10 protein-coding genes are annotated in these 15698 nt (G+C 52.3%); 1 reads left to right on the plus strand and 9 read right to left on the minus strand.

What is annotated here, in order from left to right:
- Positions 1 to 41: 41 nt before the first annotated feature.
- From NDI45_RS14645 to NDI45_RS14675, 7 genes are all read right to left on the minus strand, one after another.
- Complete coding sequence (locus NDI45_RS14645) at positions 42 to 911, minus strand: NF038130 family PEP-CTERM protein (protein WP_348247764.1); 870 nt, start codon at positions 909 to 911, stop codon at positions 42 to 44.
- Between the two features lie 437 nt (positions 912 to 1348).
- Positions 1349 to 3559, minus strand: coding sequence for a nitrate reductase (locus NDI45_RS14650; protein WP_348247804.1), 2211 nt, complete (start codon positions 3557 to 3559; stop codon positions 1349 to 1351).
- 147 nt (positions 3560 to 3706) lie between these two features.
- Positions 3707 to 4543, minus strand: a complete 837-nt coding sequence (locus NDI45_RS14655) for a nitrate ABC transporter ATP-binding protein (RefSeq protein ID WP_348247765.1) — start codon at positions 4541 to 4543, stop codon at positions 3707 to 3709.
- A 119-nt stretch (positions 4544 to 4662) separates the two neighbouring features.
- Entirely contained in the window at positions 4663 to 6660 is a 1998-nt protein-coding gene (locus NDI45_RS14660) for a nitrate ABC transporter ATP-binding protein (protein ID WP_190792504.1), read from the minus strand.
- Between the two features lie 61 nt (positions 6661 to 6721).
- The gene (ntrB, locus tag NDI45_RS14665) at positions 6722 to 7558 is read right to left on the minus strand and encodes a nitrate ABC transporter permease (RefSeq protein WP_190792505.1); all 837 of its coding nucleotides are present in this window, start codon (positions 7556 to 7558) and stop codon (positions 6722 to 6724) included.
- A gap of 245 nt (positions 7559 to 7803) precedes the next feature.
- On the minus strand, positions 7804 to 9123 hold the full coding sequence (locus NDI45_RS14670; protein WP_190792506.1) for a CmpA/NrtA family ABC transporter substrate-binding protein: 1320 nt from the start codon (positions 9121 to 9123) through the stop codon (positions 7804 to 7806).
- Positions 9124 to 9344: 221 nt separating this feature from the next.
- Positions 9345 to 10889 (minus strand): ferredoxin--nitrite reductase, encoded by a 1545-nt coding sequence (locus NDI45_RS14675; RefSeq protein ID WP_348247766.1) that lies wholly within the window; start codon positions 10887 to 10889, stop codon positions 9345 to 9347.
- Between the two features lie 1205 nt (positions 10890 to 12094).
- Between NDI45_RS14675 and NDI45_RS14680 the strand changes: the two genes are divergently transcribed.
- Complete coding sequence (locus NDI45_RS14680; RefSeq protein WP_348247767.1) at positions 12095 to 13438, plus strand: HEAT repeat domain-containing protein; 1344 nt, start codon at positions 12095 to 12097, stop codon at positions 13436 to 13438.
- Positions 13439 to 13450: 12 nt separating this feature from the next.
- On the opposite strand, the gene truB is transcribed toward NDI45_RS14680, so the two are convergent.
- Both truB and NDI45_RS14690 read right to left on the minus strand, forming a co-directional pair.
- Positions 13451 to 14380, minus strand: coding sequence for a tRNA pseudouridine(55) synthase TruB (gene truB / locus NDI45_RS14685; RefSeq protein WP_348247768.1), 930 nt, complete (start codon positions 14378 to 14380; stop codon positions 13451 to 13453).
- Positions 14381 to 14678: 298 nt separating this feature from the next.
- Entirely contained in the window at positions 14679 to 15668 is a 990-nt protein-coding gene (locus NDI45_RS14690) for a heme o synthase (protein WP_190791899.1), read from the minus strand.
- Positions 15669 to 15698: the final 30 nt, after the last annotated feature.

The raw sequence follows: 15698 nt of genomic DNA on the forward strand, positions 1-15698 counted from the left end.
TTCAACCTGTTTTGAGCGAGATGTAGGCTATTGCCGTTTACCTATGCGGCAGTCTTCAGCTTACGTGAGGCAACAAGACCACCCGCAACGATCAGCGATCCAATTACAGAAGGTTCTGGGGTCGATTTGGGGGAAGGAGCTAAGGTCTTTGTCCAGGTGTAGCGACCTGTGTAGGACTCGCTGCCGTCATTGGTAGAGACTCCGGTTGAAGTTGCATTGAAGCTGTAGGCGTAGTACGTATCCTTACCGATCGTCACCTTCGCAATTTCACTAGCCTGGATAGCACTTTGGGTTCTGCCGGCAAACCTAAGCAAAATATTGTCCCAGGTAGTGTTCCCCATGCTGTATTGCCTTGCCAAAATTCGTGGTCTCAGGTCTAGATGCCCAATCAAGTCTAGCTTCAACTGCCCTGTCAGACTATCCAGGGTGAGCGATCCTACATTTGGATCGCCAGAACTAGGCAAACCCAATGAGAGCAGAGAAGACCGGGCATCTCGTTGTTGAGACAAGGTTAGCATTGACCACATCTGGGTGATTTGAGCACTCGATGCAAGAAAATCAGTGAGCCACTGATTCCCAAATACTGCCCAGTCGGCTGCTGTAACGCTTTGAACGGTGACATTGTATTTGCCCAGTGTGCTGCTGAAACCAACATTAGCAGTGGGATTTTCAGTGGAAGCCCATAGCTCTACGTTAGAAGTGGGGTTGCTGTCCTGTAGGGCTGCGATGGCAGCACCAGCATGATTGCTAGAAAAAATCCCGTTAGAGCCACCTGTATAAGTCCTGTAGTTAGATGTGTCGAAAATGATATTTCTCGGAGTCAACGTTGCAGCGTTAGAGGGGCTAACAATTGCCCCTGCACTTAGGCATACAGCCGCCCCTAACAAAATTTGTTTGATAGCAATTGCCATACCGGATATCTCCAAATTTTACAAGTTGTATGCGTAGATTTGAGCCAAAGTTCAGGGTTCTGGGGCGGGTAAACACCTGACTTACGACTTCAACAATCAGAGGAATAAAGGCAAAGGAATGAGGGCACTCAAGCAGATCTGTAAAAACAGATGTTTTAATCCATTCGGCTAGGCAACTTGTTATTCTGCCTACCGTTTAGTTTAGGGACATTAATAGCTAGAAAGAATAAACCTAAGCCTAGAGTCAACAAAAATTCGATGAAAAAAACAGAACTTTCTTGTGTAATTGATACTTAAAATTAGTTGAAATTACAGAACCTCTAATAGCTCATCCTATTAGAGCAAAACCGATTTGTATCTGACGCGAAGTTAAGGGAACTGTAATTTCCCTGAACCTCCTTCCCCGGTATGCCGCAAATGACAATCAATATTAGTGATTAGTGAACACGGGGCAATGGGGAAGGAGTCAGAGGTGATGTTGCGGAAAGAAGATCTGTAGCTGCTTCTAATGGATGCAAAGATTCGGCTTGGCGAATGGGAATAAGCTGCACGGCGCAGGCTTTTAGCTCCGGCTGTTTTGAGTCGGGGCAGGCAGTTGGGTGAGTAAGGGCATTTGCTTCGGCTTGGTCTGCCCAGAGTTCGCCCCAGTGCATTGGCACAAACAGCGTTCTTGGGGCGATCGCCTTGGTCACTTTAGCGGGAAAACGAGCCATGCCTCGGCGCGATCGAACTTCGACCCATTCACCGTCATTCACTTCGAGTTGAGCCGCGTCGCGGGGGTGGATTTCAATAAACGGCGCAGGGTGCATCTGACGGATTTTTTCGATGCGTCCGGTGCGGGTCTGGGTATGCCAGTGACCGTAGAGCCTGCCGGTGGTCAGCACGTAAGGAAAATTTTCGTCGGGTGGTTCTGCTAAACCTCGCGAATAGGATGCTCCGAAGCGGGCGCGTCCGTCGGGGGTGGGGAAGCGTAAATCGTGATAGAGGCGCGGCGTTGAAACCAACTGTCCCTCAGCCAAGGGCCACTGAAGCGGTCCTTCAGTTTGCAGGCGATCGTGGCTAATGCCCGTCATGTCGCACACGCGATTTCGGGTAAGCCGTACAAATTCTGCGTGAACGTCAGCCGCCGATTCAAACGCAAACTGCTCCTTAAAGCCGAGCCGCCGCCCCACTTCTGCAAAAATTTCCCAGTCGGGCTTTGCCTCACCGGGAGCGGGACGAAAGGCTGAACACAGAGTAACCCGCCGCTCGGAGTTAGTCATGGTGCCTGTTTTTTCGCTCCACTGACAGGCAGGCAGCAGCAGGTGAGCATAGGCGGCGGTTTCAGTGGGGTAATATGCCTCTTGATAAATCGTGAAGGGCGATCGACGCAAGGCAAACTTAGCCCGTTCCAAATCGGGTAGACTGACGACCGGATTGGTCGCAGCAATCCAGACTAAACCCACCTCGCCGGTTTCCAGCCCGGTAATCATATCCCAAACCGTGCGTCCGGGATGAGGTGAAATGCTTCCGGCAGGCAATTTCCAGACCTGCTCGACTTCCGCCCGATGTCGATCGCTCATCACAAAGCGATAGCCCGGCAACAAATGAGACAGTCCGCCTGCTTCGCGTCCGCCCATTGCGTTGGGCTGCCCAGTGAGCGAAAAGGGTCCGGCTCCAGGTTTGCCAATTTGTCCGGTGAGCAAATGCAGATTAATCAGGCTGCGAACTTTCGCCGTGCCTTCGCTAGACTGGTTCATGCCCATCGACCAGAGCGACAGGACGCGATTGGACTCGCCCCACATCCGAGCCGCCTGCTCTAGTTGCTCGACCGAGATGCCACAGCGCTCGGCAGTGACCTGCGGCGAATAGTGCTGCATCACTTCCTCGAATGCCGCAAAACCAGCCGTATGCTGAGCGATGAATTCCGGCTGATCATAGCCCCACTGCTTCAGCAAATGCGCCATGCCGTTAAACAAATCGATATCTGTTCCCGGTCGAATGGGCAGGTGCAGATCAGCAGCTTCGGCAGTTTCTGTGCAGCGGGGATCAACGACAATGAGTTTAACGTTTGGATTGCGTTTGTGGTGTTTGCGGAACCGATTAAAGGCGATTGGGTGACACTCGGCGGCATTGCTGCCCACGATAAAAGCGCAGTCCGTCAGCTCTAGATCGTCGTAGCAGCAGGGCGGACCATCGGAACCCAGACTTTGTAGATAACCCGCCACCGCTGACGACATACAAAGCCGCGAATTGGCATCAAAGTTATTCGTGCCAAGACAGCCTTTCACCAGCTTTTGCGCCGTGTAGTAGTCCTCCGTGAGAAACTGCCCGGAGCCATACACACAGATCGCATCCTTGCCCTGGGTTTGCTGGATGGTCTGAATCCGATCGACAATCTTTTGAAATGCCTCTTCCCAGCTAATCCGCCGAAATTCCTGATCCAGCGATTCGCGCCACAGAGGATACAGCAACCGATCGCGGTCGATCGCCTCCATAACGGTCGCGCCTTTGACACACACCATGCCCTGACTTGAAGGATGGGATCGATCGCCCCGGACTTTGTAGGTAGAAGCAGGGGCAGACGGCTGGGAGGCTTCGCTAGAGACAACCTCGAGACCGCAGCCTACGCCGCAGTAGGGGCAGAGGGTTTTGATCGGGGTAGACATGGGGAAGGCGGCAGGGAGTTCTGGACGAATAATCTCAGTTCGCGGAGGAAGAACCGCAGATTTCATAAGGGCAGTTCGCGAACCGTCCTTACATCAGGATTGGTAGCAAGCAAGGACAGAAATTGGTGGGCAGTGCCCACCCTACAGCTAGTCGAGGTGAGCATAGCGGCGGTAGAGAAATTCCATCGCCTGAGCCCGCAGATCGTAGTAGCGCGGGTCTTCGATCACCTGGACTCGGTTGCGCGGACGGGCAAAAGGCACTTCCAGAATTTCGCCGATCGTCGCAGCGGGTCCGTTGGTCATCATCACGACGCGATCGGCAAGCAGCAGAGCTTCGTCAATATCGTGGGTAATCATGAGAACCGTGGTGCGGTGTTCCGTCCAGATCTTCAGCAGTTCGTCCTGGAGTTCTTCGCGGGTAATCGGGTCGAGTGCGCCAAACGGCTCATCCAGAATCAACACTTGGGGACGCAGTGCCAGAGCACGGGCAATACTGACGCGCTGCTTCATGCCGCCGGACAAGGCTTTTGGCTTTTTGTCTGCGGCTTCGCCCAAGCCCACCATATTCAGGTGATCGCGGGCGATCGCTTCTTTCTCGGCTTTGGGCTTTTTGCGCCACACCGAGTTAATGCCCAGATAGATATTCTCGAATGCGGTCTTCCAGGGCAGCAGCGAATAGTTTTGAAACACCACCATCCGATCGGGTCCAGGCTTGGTGATGCGATTTTGTTGCAGCCGGATTTCGCCTTCGGTGGGCTGATTAAAGCCTGCCACCATATTGAGCAGCGTCGATTTACCGCAGCCAGAGTGACCGATGACGCAGATAAACTCGCCTTCCCGCACCGTCAGATTCACATCTTTCAGCACCAGATAAGGTTCACCGTCCTGGGTAGGATAGGACTTCGAGACGTTTTCAATTGTCAGAAACGGTTCTTGAACCGAGGGCGGTGTGATTTCGAGATTCTTGGAGTTGAGAGTTTGCATAGGGGGGTGTCAGGAAAGAGCAAATAATGCGCTGTGCAGCTTAATTAGCTGGGCGGAGCGTCGAATTACTGTTTGAACTGGGGAAGCAGGAAGCTAGCCCGCAAGCAAGATGAAAGAAGTTACGGAGTAACAGGGACTTGATCCAGGTTGACTTCTTCGATCCGAATGTTCTGCTTGATCGTCAGACTATTGAGATAGCCGATCGGGTCATCGGGATTAAACACTGTGCCATCAGAAAGCGTGACCGGACGGCGATTAGGTTCAATATCAAGCATTCCGAGATCCCGTGCTGCTGCGCCGAATACATCTACGCGACGCGTCCGCTCTAGCACGTCTACCCAGTTGCGCGGGAAAGGAGTAATTCCCCAGCGTGCCAACTGCGTCATGACCCACAGTCCTTCGACCCGGTAGGGACAATTTGTCCGATCGACGTAAAACTGGTTGTAGCGCAGTAAAGAGCTGGGAGCTTCGCCCATGCCGCGATCGTAGGGCGTCACCAGACCCGGACGAATGTAATCGACCGATACGCCAATGTATTCAGGACGGGCAAGGATTTCGGCAATTTCTTCGCGGTTGCGGCGATCGTCGCAGTATTCGCAGGCTTCGAGCAGTGCCTTGACCAGCGCAATATGGGTTTGCGGATAGCGATTTGCCCAGTCTTCGCGCACACCCAGCACCTTTTCCAGGTGTCCCGACCAGATATCAAGGTCAGTGGCAATTACAAAGCCCAAGCCTTCCTGCACCGCTCGCGAGTTCCAGGGTTCGCCTGCACAATAGCCGTCGATCGCCCCGGTCTTTAGCGCGCTCACCATCTGAGCCGGCGGAATCATCACAATATTCACGTCCTGGTTGGGATCAATGCCGCCCGAAGCCAGCCAGTGTCGCAGCATCAGGTTGTGCATTGATGCCGGGTGAACCACTGCCAGCGTCAGCACTTTGTCCCGGTTGCGATCGATTGCCGCTTTCAGATCTGCTAGCGATCGCACACCTTCGTTGTAAAACCGCTTGCTGAGGGTAATCGCGTTTCCGTTGCGGCTCAGCACCATTCCCGTGACGATGGGCGTGGGCTGCATTCCTTTCATCCCCAAACTAAGGGCGAGCGGCATACCCGCGACCATTTGCGCCGCATCCAGACGACCGCTCATGATGCCATCGGCGATCGCTTTCCAGCCCGGTTCACGCGACAGAGTGACTTGCTCCAGTCCGTGCATTTGGAAGAAGCCCTTTTCTTTTGCCACTGCCAGCGGCGCACAGTCTGTCAGGGGAATAAAGCCAATTTCCAGGTTGATTTTTTCCAGCCCGTTGCCTGCAATCACCGGAATCACCTGACGCTGCTTTGCTCGCTTCTGCTGGTTCAGGAAATAATTGACTTCGTTTCGCAGACCATAAAAGCTGGGATGCCCCAGGACTGCCAATCGTTCACGCGGACGCTCAAACGGCACTTCTAGAATTTGTCCGATATGGGATTCGGGGCCGTTAGTGAGCATCACAATGCGATCGGACAGCAGCAGGGCTTCTTCGACATCGTGGGTCACCATAATGCAGGTCAACTCGTTTTGCTGAGCAATTTGCATGAGCTGATCTTGCAATCCGCTTCGGGTGAGGGCATCGAGCGCACCAAACGGCTCATCCAGCAGCAGCACCTTCGGGCGCAGCGCCAAAGCACGAGCAATTGCCACGCGCTGTTTCATGCCACCGGAAAGCTGTCCGGGTCGCTTGTCTGCCGCATGACGCAAATGCACTAGGTCAATGTGTTCTTCAACGATCGCCTGTCGCTCTGATTCCGGTTTGTCGCGCAGCACTCGATTCACTGCCAGGGCAATGTTTTGACGCACCGTGAGCCAGGGCAGCAGCGAATAGTTTTGAAACACCACCATGCGATCGGGTCCGGGTTTTGTCACTTGTCGCCCTTCCAGAACCACGCCACCTGCCGCAGGTTTTGCGAGCCCGGCAACAATGTTAAGCAGGGTCGATTTACCGCAGCCGGAATGCCCGAGCAGCGTCACAAATTCACCTTTTTTGATTTGCAGGTTGATGTTTTTGAGGGCGATATATTCACCGCCGCCGGGAAGCGGAAAGACTTGATCGATATGGTCGATGTGAACAAAAGAAGACATGGCAGGTTGAGGAGTGAAGGAGTGGATGGGTGGGGAGATACGGGGAGCGAGAAATAAGGGGTTAGTTTTGTTCGTCGGGGACGATGCGATGACCGATAAAGCTAATCAGGCGATCGAGTAATAGACCCACCAGACCCACGTAAAAGACTGCCAAGATTACTTCGCTCAAGCTGCCGCTGTTGTACGCATCCCAGATAAAGAAGCCGATGCCGACGCCGCCTGTGAGCATTTCTGCTGCAATAATCGCCAGCCACGATAGACCGACCGCAATCCGTAGTCCAGTAAAGATGTAGGGGAGAGCCGCAGGCAGCAGGACGTTAAAGAAATACTCGATGCGCGATAACTGAAGCACCTTTGCCACGTTGTTATAGTCCTGGGGAATATTGCGAACCCCCACTGCCGTATTGATGATGATGGGCCAGATCGCAGTAATAAAAATCACGAAAATGGCAGCAGGTTGGGAATCGCGGAACGCCGCCAGAGAAATCGGCAGCCATGCCAGGGGGGGAATCGTTCGCAACACCTGAAAGATAGGGTCAAGGGCGCGAAACATGAACAGGCTAACGCCGATCACAATTCCTAAACCAATTCCCGCTGCTGCTGCCAGGGTATAGCCTACCGCCACCCGCTTTAAACTTGCCGCAAGCTGCCAGAACAAGCCCTGGTCTGTGCCGTCGCCCTGAAAGAACGGATCGATAATCAGCGGGTCCCAGGTTTCTTGCAGCACTTTGGTCGGGCTAGGCAGCGTTGCATCCGCTCCAGAACAAAGAACTTGCCAGACGGTTAGAAATACAGCGATCGCAATCACGGTCGGAATTGCCCGCTTGAAAAATTGAGCGATTCGCGAGGGAAGCTGGGCTGCAAGCGAATTTCGGGAGCGATTGGTAATAACTGCCATGAGGAGTGGTAGAAAAAGAAACGATAAGGGGGATAGGGTCGTGAACGATCGGGAAAAGTAATTCTAGATTTCCTGTTTTAGATTTCCTGAAGAGGAACCGCAGATCGTGTAGGAGCATTTTGCAAAACGCCCTTACAGAATCGTGAAAGACAGGTCTAGGTTTCAGGAGATCATGGAAAAAGAATGGGAAAGGGAACGATCGCAGCGATTCAAAACTGAACCGTTCCCGCGTCAGACATCTGAAACTATGCTTTCTTGATTGCCAGGCCGTTGAGGTAGGTCTCTGGATTTTCGGGGTCGAACTTGACGCCATCGAAGAAGGTTTCAACGCCGCGTGAGGGGCTCTTGGGAATGGCAGCATCTTGACCGATCGCCTTGGCAGCCTCACGCCAGAGATCTTCCCGGTTTACTTGATCCACCAGCTTCTTCGCGTCAGTATCACCCGGCAGGTAGCCCCAGCGCATATCTTCAGTGACAAACCAGAGGTCGTGGCTCTTGTAGGGATAGGACGCGCCATTCTCCCAGAATTTCATCAGCAGATCGCTGTTCTCGAGCTTGCGACCATCGCCGAAATCAAAGTTGCCCTGGAGGCGTCCGAGGATGTCATCTTTGGGCACTTTCAGCCATTGGCGACCCGAAACGATGTCCACCATTTCCGCTTTGTTCTCAGCCTTCTCGCACCACATTTGTGCCTCTTGAACTGCCATCAGCAGAGCCTTGGTCGCCTTCGGGTTCTGATCCACCCAGTCAGCCCGCAGAGACAGCGCTTTTTCGGGGTGGTCTTTCCACATCTCGCCTGTTGTAAAAGCAGACACGCCGATTTTCTGGTTCACACTCTGCGCGTTCCAGGGTTCGCCCACACAAAAGGCATCCATGTTGCCGACTTTAAGATTGGCAACCATCTGAGGCGGCGGCACCACAATCACCGAGACATCCTTCGTCGGGTCAATGCCGCCTGCAGCCAGCCAGTAACGCATCCAAAGATCGTGGGTTCCGCCGGGGAAGGTGACTGCACACTTAATTTCCTTACCGCCTGCCTTGGCTTTTGCAAAAGCATCCTTCAGGGGAGAGCTATCAGCAGTGACATTCAGCCCTTTGTAGTCATTTGCCAGCGTGATGCCCTGTCCGTTGGCGTTCAGCCGCGCCAGGATGTACATTGGCACAGGCTTATTGCCTTTGGTGATTCTGCCGGTGGTCATCAGGTAGGGCATCGGCGTGAGGATGTGTGCGCCGTCAATTCCGCCCCCTTGAGAACCCAGTTCCAGGTTGTCGCGGGTGACAGCCCAGGATGCCTGCTTGGTCACTTCGACATCGGGCATTCCGTACTTGGCAAACAAGCCTTTTTCCTTCGCGATGATCAGGGGGGCCGCATCGGTAAGGGCAATAAAGCCGAGTTTAGCCGAGGTTACTTCTGGCGCATCCGCTGCCGAAATCGGAGCAGCCGCACTGGTGGTCGCCTGAGTATCCGTCTTTGATGCTGAGGAACTACAGCCGTGCATTAGTAGCGTTGCTGCCGTCGTTGCACCTGCTGTTACCAGGAAGTTGCGTCTCGAAATCTTGGACATGGATTCAATACCCTATGAATGAAAGTTGAGTGAAGTTCAAGGAGTTAAAACAAGCGAACCGATTCGATCGCAGGAGCAGACTATCCTGCAACATTGGACAATCGCATCATGACCCTTGACCTAGAACAATCTGTGAACCGATCGAAGCAGCAATCAATGACTAACCGCAAATTAAGCCGTGAATTAATCTGTGATGCTATCGGCGATCGTCATAGCAATGATCAAAGCGTTTTCGGCGTTGCGCCAAACTGCTGAATCAGCAACTCGCGCAATACAGGCTTAAGGTCGTCGCAGGGAATGCCTTTCCGAACACAAGTGCCCAGATGAGCATCCTTGCCAACCTTGCCGCCCAGGTATAAATCGACCCCTTCAACGGTTTTGCCGTCCTTGCGAGTCTTTGTGCCCATCAATCCAATTTCCGCCACCTGCGGCTGACCACAGGAGTTGGGGCAGCCTGTCCAGTGAATGCGAACCGATCGCGCAAAGTCCAGTTCAGATTCCAGTTCGCGAATCATTGCCGTGGCTCGATTTTTGGTTTCGATCAGGGCAAAGTTGCAGAACTGTGAGCCCGTACAAGACACAAGCGATCGGCTCAGCGGAGCGGGATGGATGGAAAACTTTTGCAGCAGGGGTTCTTGCAACAGGGCATCAAGCCGAGAGTCGGGCACATGGGGAATGATCAGGTTTTGCTCGACTGTGAGCCGGATTTCGCCATTGCCGTAGACTTCAGCCAATCGCGCTAGGTCATACATATCCGCAGCAAAGAGCCGTCCAACCGGAACGTGCAGTCCCACGTAGTTTAGTCCGGGCTGCTTTTGCGGATACACGCCGATGTGGTCGCGCTTTTCCCAGTCGATTTCGTCTTTGGGGGCAGCAGGCGCAAGCGATCGTCCCAACTGCTGTTCAACTTCAGCCCGGAAGCGATCGAGTCCCCATTCGTCGATTAGCCACATCAGGCGCGACTTTTGACGGTTTGCCCGCAGTCCGTTATCCCGGTAGACTTCCAGGATGGCGCGGCAGAGCGAAACGACTTCAGCGGGAGAAACCCAGACATTCATCGGGATAGCAGCCTCACAGCGTTTCGCCGAGAAGAAGCCGCCCACCACCACATTAAAACCCAGGTCGCCCGACGGTGCGTAGGCAGGCACAAAGGCAATATCGTTGATTTCAGCATGGACTGAGTTATCGCGTCCACCTTCGATCGCAATGTTGAACTTGCGCGGCAAATTCGTAAATTCAGGATTACCTTTGCCGTTGCCCGTAATCATGTCCTGCACCTGCTGTACCAGATCGCGCACGTCGATCAGTTCGCTGGCATCGAGTCCGGCAACCGGGGAAGCGGTGATATTGCGGACGTTGTCCATTCCAGACTGCACGCTGGTCAAGCCCACGGCATCCATGCGGTTAAAGATATCGGGAATATCTTCGATCCGAATGCCGCGAAGCTGAAGGTTTTGGCGGGTGGTGATATCTGCGTTGCCGCTGTCGCCGTATCGCTGCACAATGTCTGCCAGCACGTTCATTTGTGCGCTGGTGAGAATACCCGAAGGCATCCGCAGCCGCATCATAAATTCACCGGGCGTTACCGGACGAAAGAACACACCCAGCCACTTGAGGCGATAGTCGCGATCGGCTTCGTCAATGGCCTCCCAGCCGATTTGGGCAAAGTGAGACAGGTCTTGCTTAACTGCCAGTCCGTCCTTTTCGGCTTTGATTTTTTCAAACTTGTTCAAGCTCGTGGCTTGAGGGCTAATCACGCTGGTCACGGGTTTATCCTCTCAGGATGGCGGGGTGAAACCTGCTATTGGCATAGCGTAGGGGGAATGCATCTATCATTTGGTGCATTTTGTTACCAATTGTTTCCGACAATGAGCAATTTGCATTCTAGCGATGCGTTTTTTGCATAAGGTCGAATTATGAGCATTATTCAGGTTCAAGCAGAAGACGCCGAAGGCTCAAAAGTATTCAGGATGGGGCTTGCGGGCGATCGAACAAACTTTTATGTGGGTGGAAAATCAGCCATATTTCTATTTCTGTATTCCACGTAACTATTTTTTGAAGTATTGCTTTACAAGTGCTTCAGCTCACAATTTTGGTCCTTATAAACAGAGCTTATGAACACTAAAAGCAATCAAAAACTATTCGCCGAGAAGTAACCAGAGTTAAAAATTTGAAAGTTTAATAACCTTCTACAAACGTTTAAGAGCGACTCGATATCGTAACTTGCCTGGGTAATTCCACGATTCTTACAATCTAACTGAATCTTGCTAAATTACTGTCACTGTTTCATGACACCTAGCTTTTTTTAGACAGGTCTTAAAATCGCAGAGCTGGCTCTCGGAAAAGGTTTGGCAAGCTTTTTTGAGACATTGCAAGGCTTACAAACTAAATTGTTAAGGAAATTAATTGCAAGCCGACCTTAACACCTGGCTATAAAAAACAAACGAGCAATGATGAAATAATCTCAATTCGTTCTAATCGCTCTCCTTCCCTAATCTCAGGATTTCGCCTAGCTTTAAATAAGCAAATTTAAGATAGAAACCCTTGAGCTGATGTAATCAAACTAGAAAAATTCAAAGCTTTATTTCGTATTGATAGCTACATTCGGTTGCGAGTCATGAAGCAACTGCATCAGAGATATGCGTTTTTTACAATTCGTGCCCGTTTTGTGGCTGAAGGCGATCGCATTCCAAAGCCTTTGATGCTGAAATACAGGATATACCGCTTTCTGAAAGCCCCTTTTTCCACTCAACCCTCAAGAGACTGCACCCCAAAGAGAAACTGCTTTGCCGCAGCCGCTAAACTGTTTCGACAGCCTCCAGCGTGAACTAAATTGCTCTTTAGCCTTCTGCCCCTGGAGATCCAAAGCTTTGCTCTGACTTGTTTTGCTCCGATCTGCTTTGCCCTGCCCTGCTTTGCCCTGCCTTAGAAGTCCACCCGATCGCCGACCTGCACTTTTACTGTTTCCGCTATGCCTTATCTTTCCGAATTCATTAACGAACCTTTTTCTGAATCTGATAATTGCAGCAATTCCGTTAGCTCTGTTCTGCATTGTGCCCTGATCGCGCTAGAGACAGGTGACTTCTACACCCGCTGGGAAGCTGCAAAGACAATCTCTGCCTGCGGCATTGAGGCGACGCAAAGCGGTTCCCCCGAAGAAGTAATTAATCCACTACTTAACCTGCTGCAAGAAGATTCTGAGGAAGAAGTGAGTTGGTACATCGCCCGAATTTTGGGCACGTTTGGCCATCCGCTTGCCGTGCAAGGCTTGACGCATTTGCTCCAGACTTCCTGCAGTGTAGATGTGGCAGGCATGGCAGCAACCGCGCTGGCAAACTGTGGTGCAGCCGCGATTCCTTCGCTGACCGATTTGCTGCATCAGCCTGAAATGAAGCTTCTGGCAATCCGGGCACTGGCACAGATTGAACATCCTGAAGTTGTACCCATTTTGTTGCCGCTTACATTAGACTCGCTGCCTGCGGTGAGATCGGCGGCGATCGATGCCCTAAGCCGTTTTTCGAGTTCCGCAATTCAAGACGCTCTGTTTGCTGCGCTACAGGATTTCGATAGTTCTGTCAGACGATCAGCCGTTGGCGCGTTGGGATTTCAGGCGCAGGTTCTGACTGGGGAAAACAATGCATTAATGGATGCAGTCATTCATGCCCTGAAGCCGCTGCTGTGGGATTTAGATCTGGAAGTCTGCTGTCAAACGGCTTTGACGCTAGGACGAATTGGTACAGCCGACGCAGTCTCGGAGCTCGGTAAAGTTCTGCAATCCAGTAACACTCCTGCTTCGTTACAGCAGGCAATCATTCGAGCGATCGGCTGGATTGGGACACCAGAGGCAATGGCTTGTCTACAGCAGGCACTCTTCAATTCCGCAATTCTGAACGATGAAAGCCAGATTGAAATCGTTACCGTGTTAGGACGGCTCAAGCAAGTAGAACTTTGCCCAACTGCTGTACAAAACCTGCTCGATTTGTTGCATACTCAGCACCCTATCAGCCAGACCAGCAAAGGCAAACAGACGATCGCCCACAGCCTGGGACAGCTTGCAGCAATTTCAGAAAGTAACATTTCAGCGAATCAACACTCGAATCAAAAGCAATCTAGTGAGGTGATCACTGCGCTGATCCGACTGCTAGAAGATTCAGATGCAGGCGTACAACTCCATGTGATTGCTGCGCTCAAAGCTTTTGACCAGGATGCAGTAAATTTTGAGCTGGTCAGATTCTCGCAGGATACAGCAATTTCTGCAAACCTGCGTAAAGGGATTGGGATTGCTCTAGCAGAACGAAAGCGATCGATTGAATGATTAAAGTCATGATTATCGCGTAGATATATCCCAAACGAGCTTTGGCTGCAAAAGGCGATGATCCTGTACAGCGTTTGGCTGGGCATTGGCTTCAGTCAGCACCTGACCGATGCCCAAAAATTGTCCTGACTGATTCTGTACTTGAAAATAAGAAGATTCTTGCTCAATCTGGATTTGCTCCAGAGACAGCCGCTTTCCCTGCGACCAGGCTAACGTTTGGTCAGAATTAAGAACCGCGATCGGCATTTGACCCAGAGCGATCGATGGCGGCATGAGAGATAAGGCATTTGCTTCCATTTGAGCCGCAACCGCTTCTAGCGAAAGGCTGTCCTGCAAAAAAAAATCGCTGCTGCGCGTTCTTAGCAATTTTGCCAGCGTTCCCCCGGTTCCCAAAACATCACCTAAATCTCGCGCAATCGATCGAATATACGTTCCCGTGCCGCAGTCGATCGCCAGATCTAATTCGGGATACTCGCCCGGTCGCCAATCAAGAATTTCGAGCCGATCGATTTGCACTGTTCGCACTGGAGCCTCAACGGTCTCGCCCGATCGCGCCAGCTCATAAAGCCGTTTACCCCCAACCTGAATCGCGCTATAGCTGGGCGGAATTTGGGCGATCGTGCCCTGAAATTTGGGCAGAGCTGCCTTTACCTGATCCTGCGTGAGTCCAGAGGCATCAAACTGGGATAGAACTTCCCCTTCCAGATCATCGGTTGTGGTTCGCAGCCCAAACCGAACTGTAGCTCGATAGGATTTTTGGTGGCTGAGATATTGCAGCAGGCGAGTCGCTTTTCCTACGGCGATCGGCAATACGCCTGTCGCTGCGGGATCGAGCGTGCCCCCATGACCAACCTTTTTGGTTCGCAGCAGTTTCCGTAGACGAGCAACGCAGTCGTGAGAAGTGAGTCCGGCAGGTTTGTTGAGGTTGAGGAAGCCGTGCATGGGGAGGGGGCGAATAAGGGCGGTGGAGAGGAGGAGAGGAGGAGAGGGGGATAAGGAAGCTGATATAGTTTACTGTTTGCGAGAGGCGATCGGCTGATCCCCTGATTTGGGGATTGGACAAGGACAGCACAACAAAGAAACAAAAAACCAGAAAAAAGACAAGAAAAAGGTGGGGTGTCCCACCTCTGTTTGTTCGATCATGTCAAGCAAACCTGTTATTTCAGCCGATTGTTCAAGCTTGCAGGTACTTCTGCGCTCTGCAATTCCAAATTGCGACTTTACAAATGGCGAATGAGTATTACAGGCTCAGGTGAATGGGCAGGCTGCTAATTACCGTGTTCAGGTTTTCGGCGATCGTGCTGGTGATTTCCTGGGTAATAGGCAGACTATCGATCGCCATGCCTGCGGAGAGCAGCATCAGATAAAGAATGGAGTATTTGAACAGCGATCGGGCGGCTTGCTGATCCATCGGGTCTTTGAGTACTTCCCAGGCTTTAGCAAGAAAGAGTCCGCCGAGGGCGAGGGCGACGATCGCGTAGAAGGTTCCCATGACGTGCAGGGGGTAGACTAGCAGCAGCGTGACCGGCAACATCAGCAGCGTGTAGAGCCAGATTTGTTTTGCGGTTGCTTCGCGTCCGGCGACGACGGGCAACATCGGAACGCCGACTTTGGCATAGTCTTTCTCGATCATCATTGCCAGTGCCCAGAAGTGGGGCGGAGTCCAGAAAAAGACGATCGCAAAAAAGACCCAGGCTGCCCAGCTCAAATCACCTGTGACGGCTGCCCAGCCCACCAGAGGCGGAATCGCACCTGCCGCCCCGCCAATCACAATATTCTGGGTGCTATGTCGCTTTAACCAGTGGGTGTAGACCAGGACGTAGGTGACAATCCCGGACATCGCTAGGCAGGCACTCAGCAGATTGGCAAACACCGTCAGCAGCGTAAAGGAAGTGACGGCTAAACCGATCGCAAACAGCAGCGCGTGGAGCGGCTGAATTCGACCCGATGGCAGGGGACGATGGCGCGTCCGTTCCATTTCGTAGTCGATATCGCGATCGTATAAACAGTTGATCGTATTGGCGGAAGCGGCTGCCAGTGTGCCGCCTAGCAGAGTCACCAACAGCAGGAAGGGATCAACTTTGCCTTCTGCCGCGATCCACATACTGCCTGCGGTGGTGATTAACAGGAGAACAATAATCCGAGGTTTGGTCAGTTGCCAGTAACTCTGCATCACCTGCCAGAGGTTTTGGTGGTGTCTATGAGTTTCTGTCCAGGTGGTCTGTTGCATTACTTTTGAACCTGTATCGAAAAAGGAATG

Source organism: Leptolyngbya sp. GB1-A1, from assembly GCF_039962475.1.
Classification (GTDB): domain Bacteria; phylum Cyanobacteriota; class Cyanobacteriia; order Elainellales; family Elainellaceae; genus Leptolyngbya_A.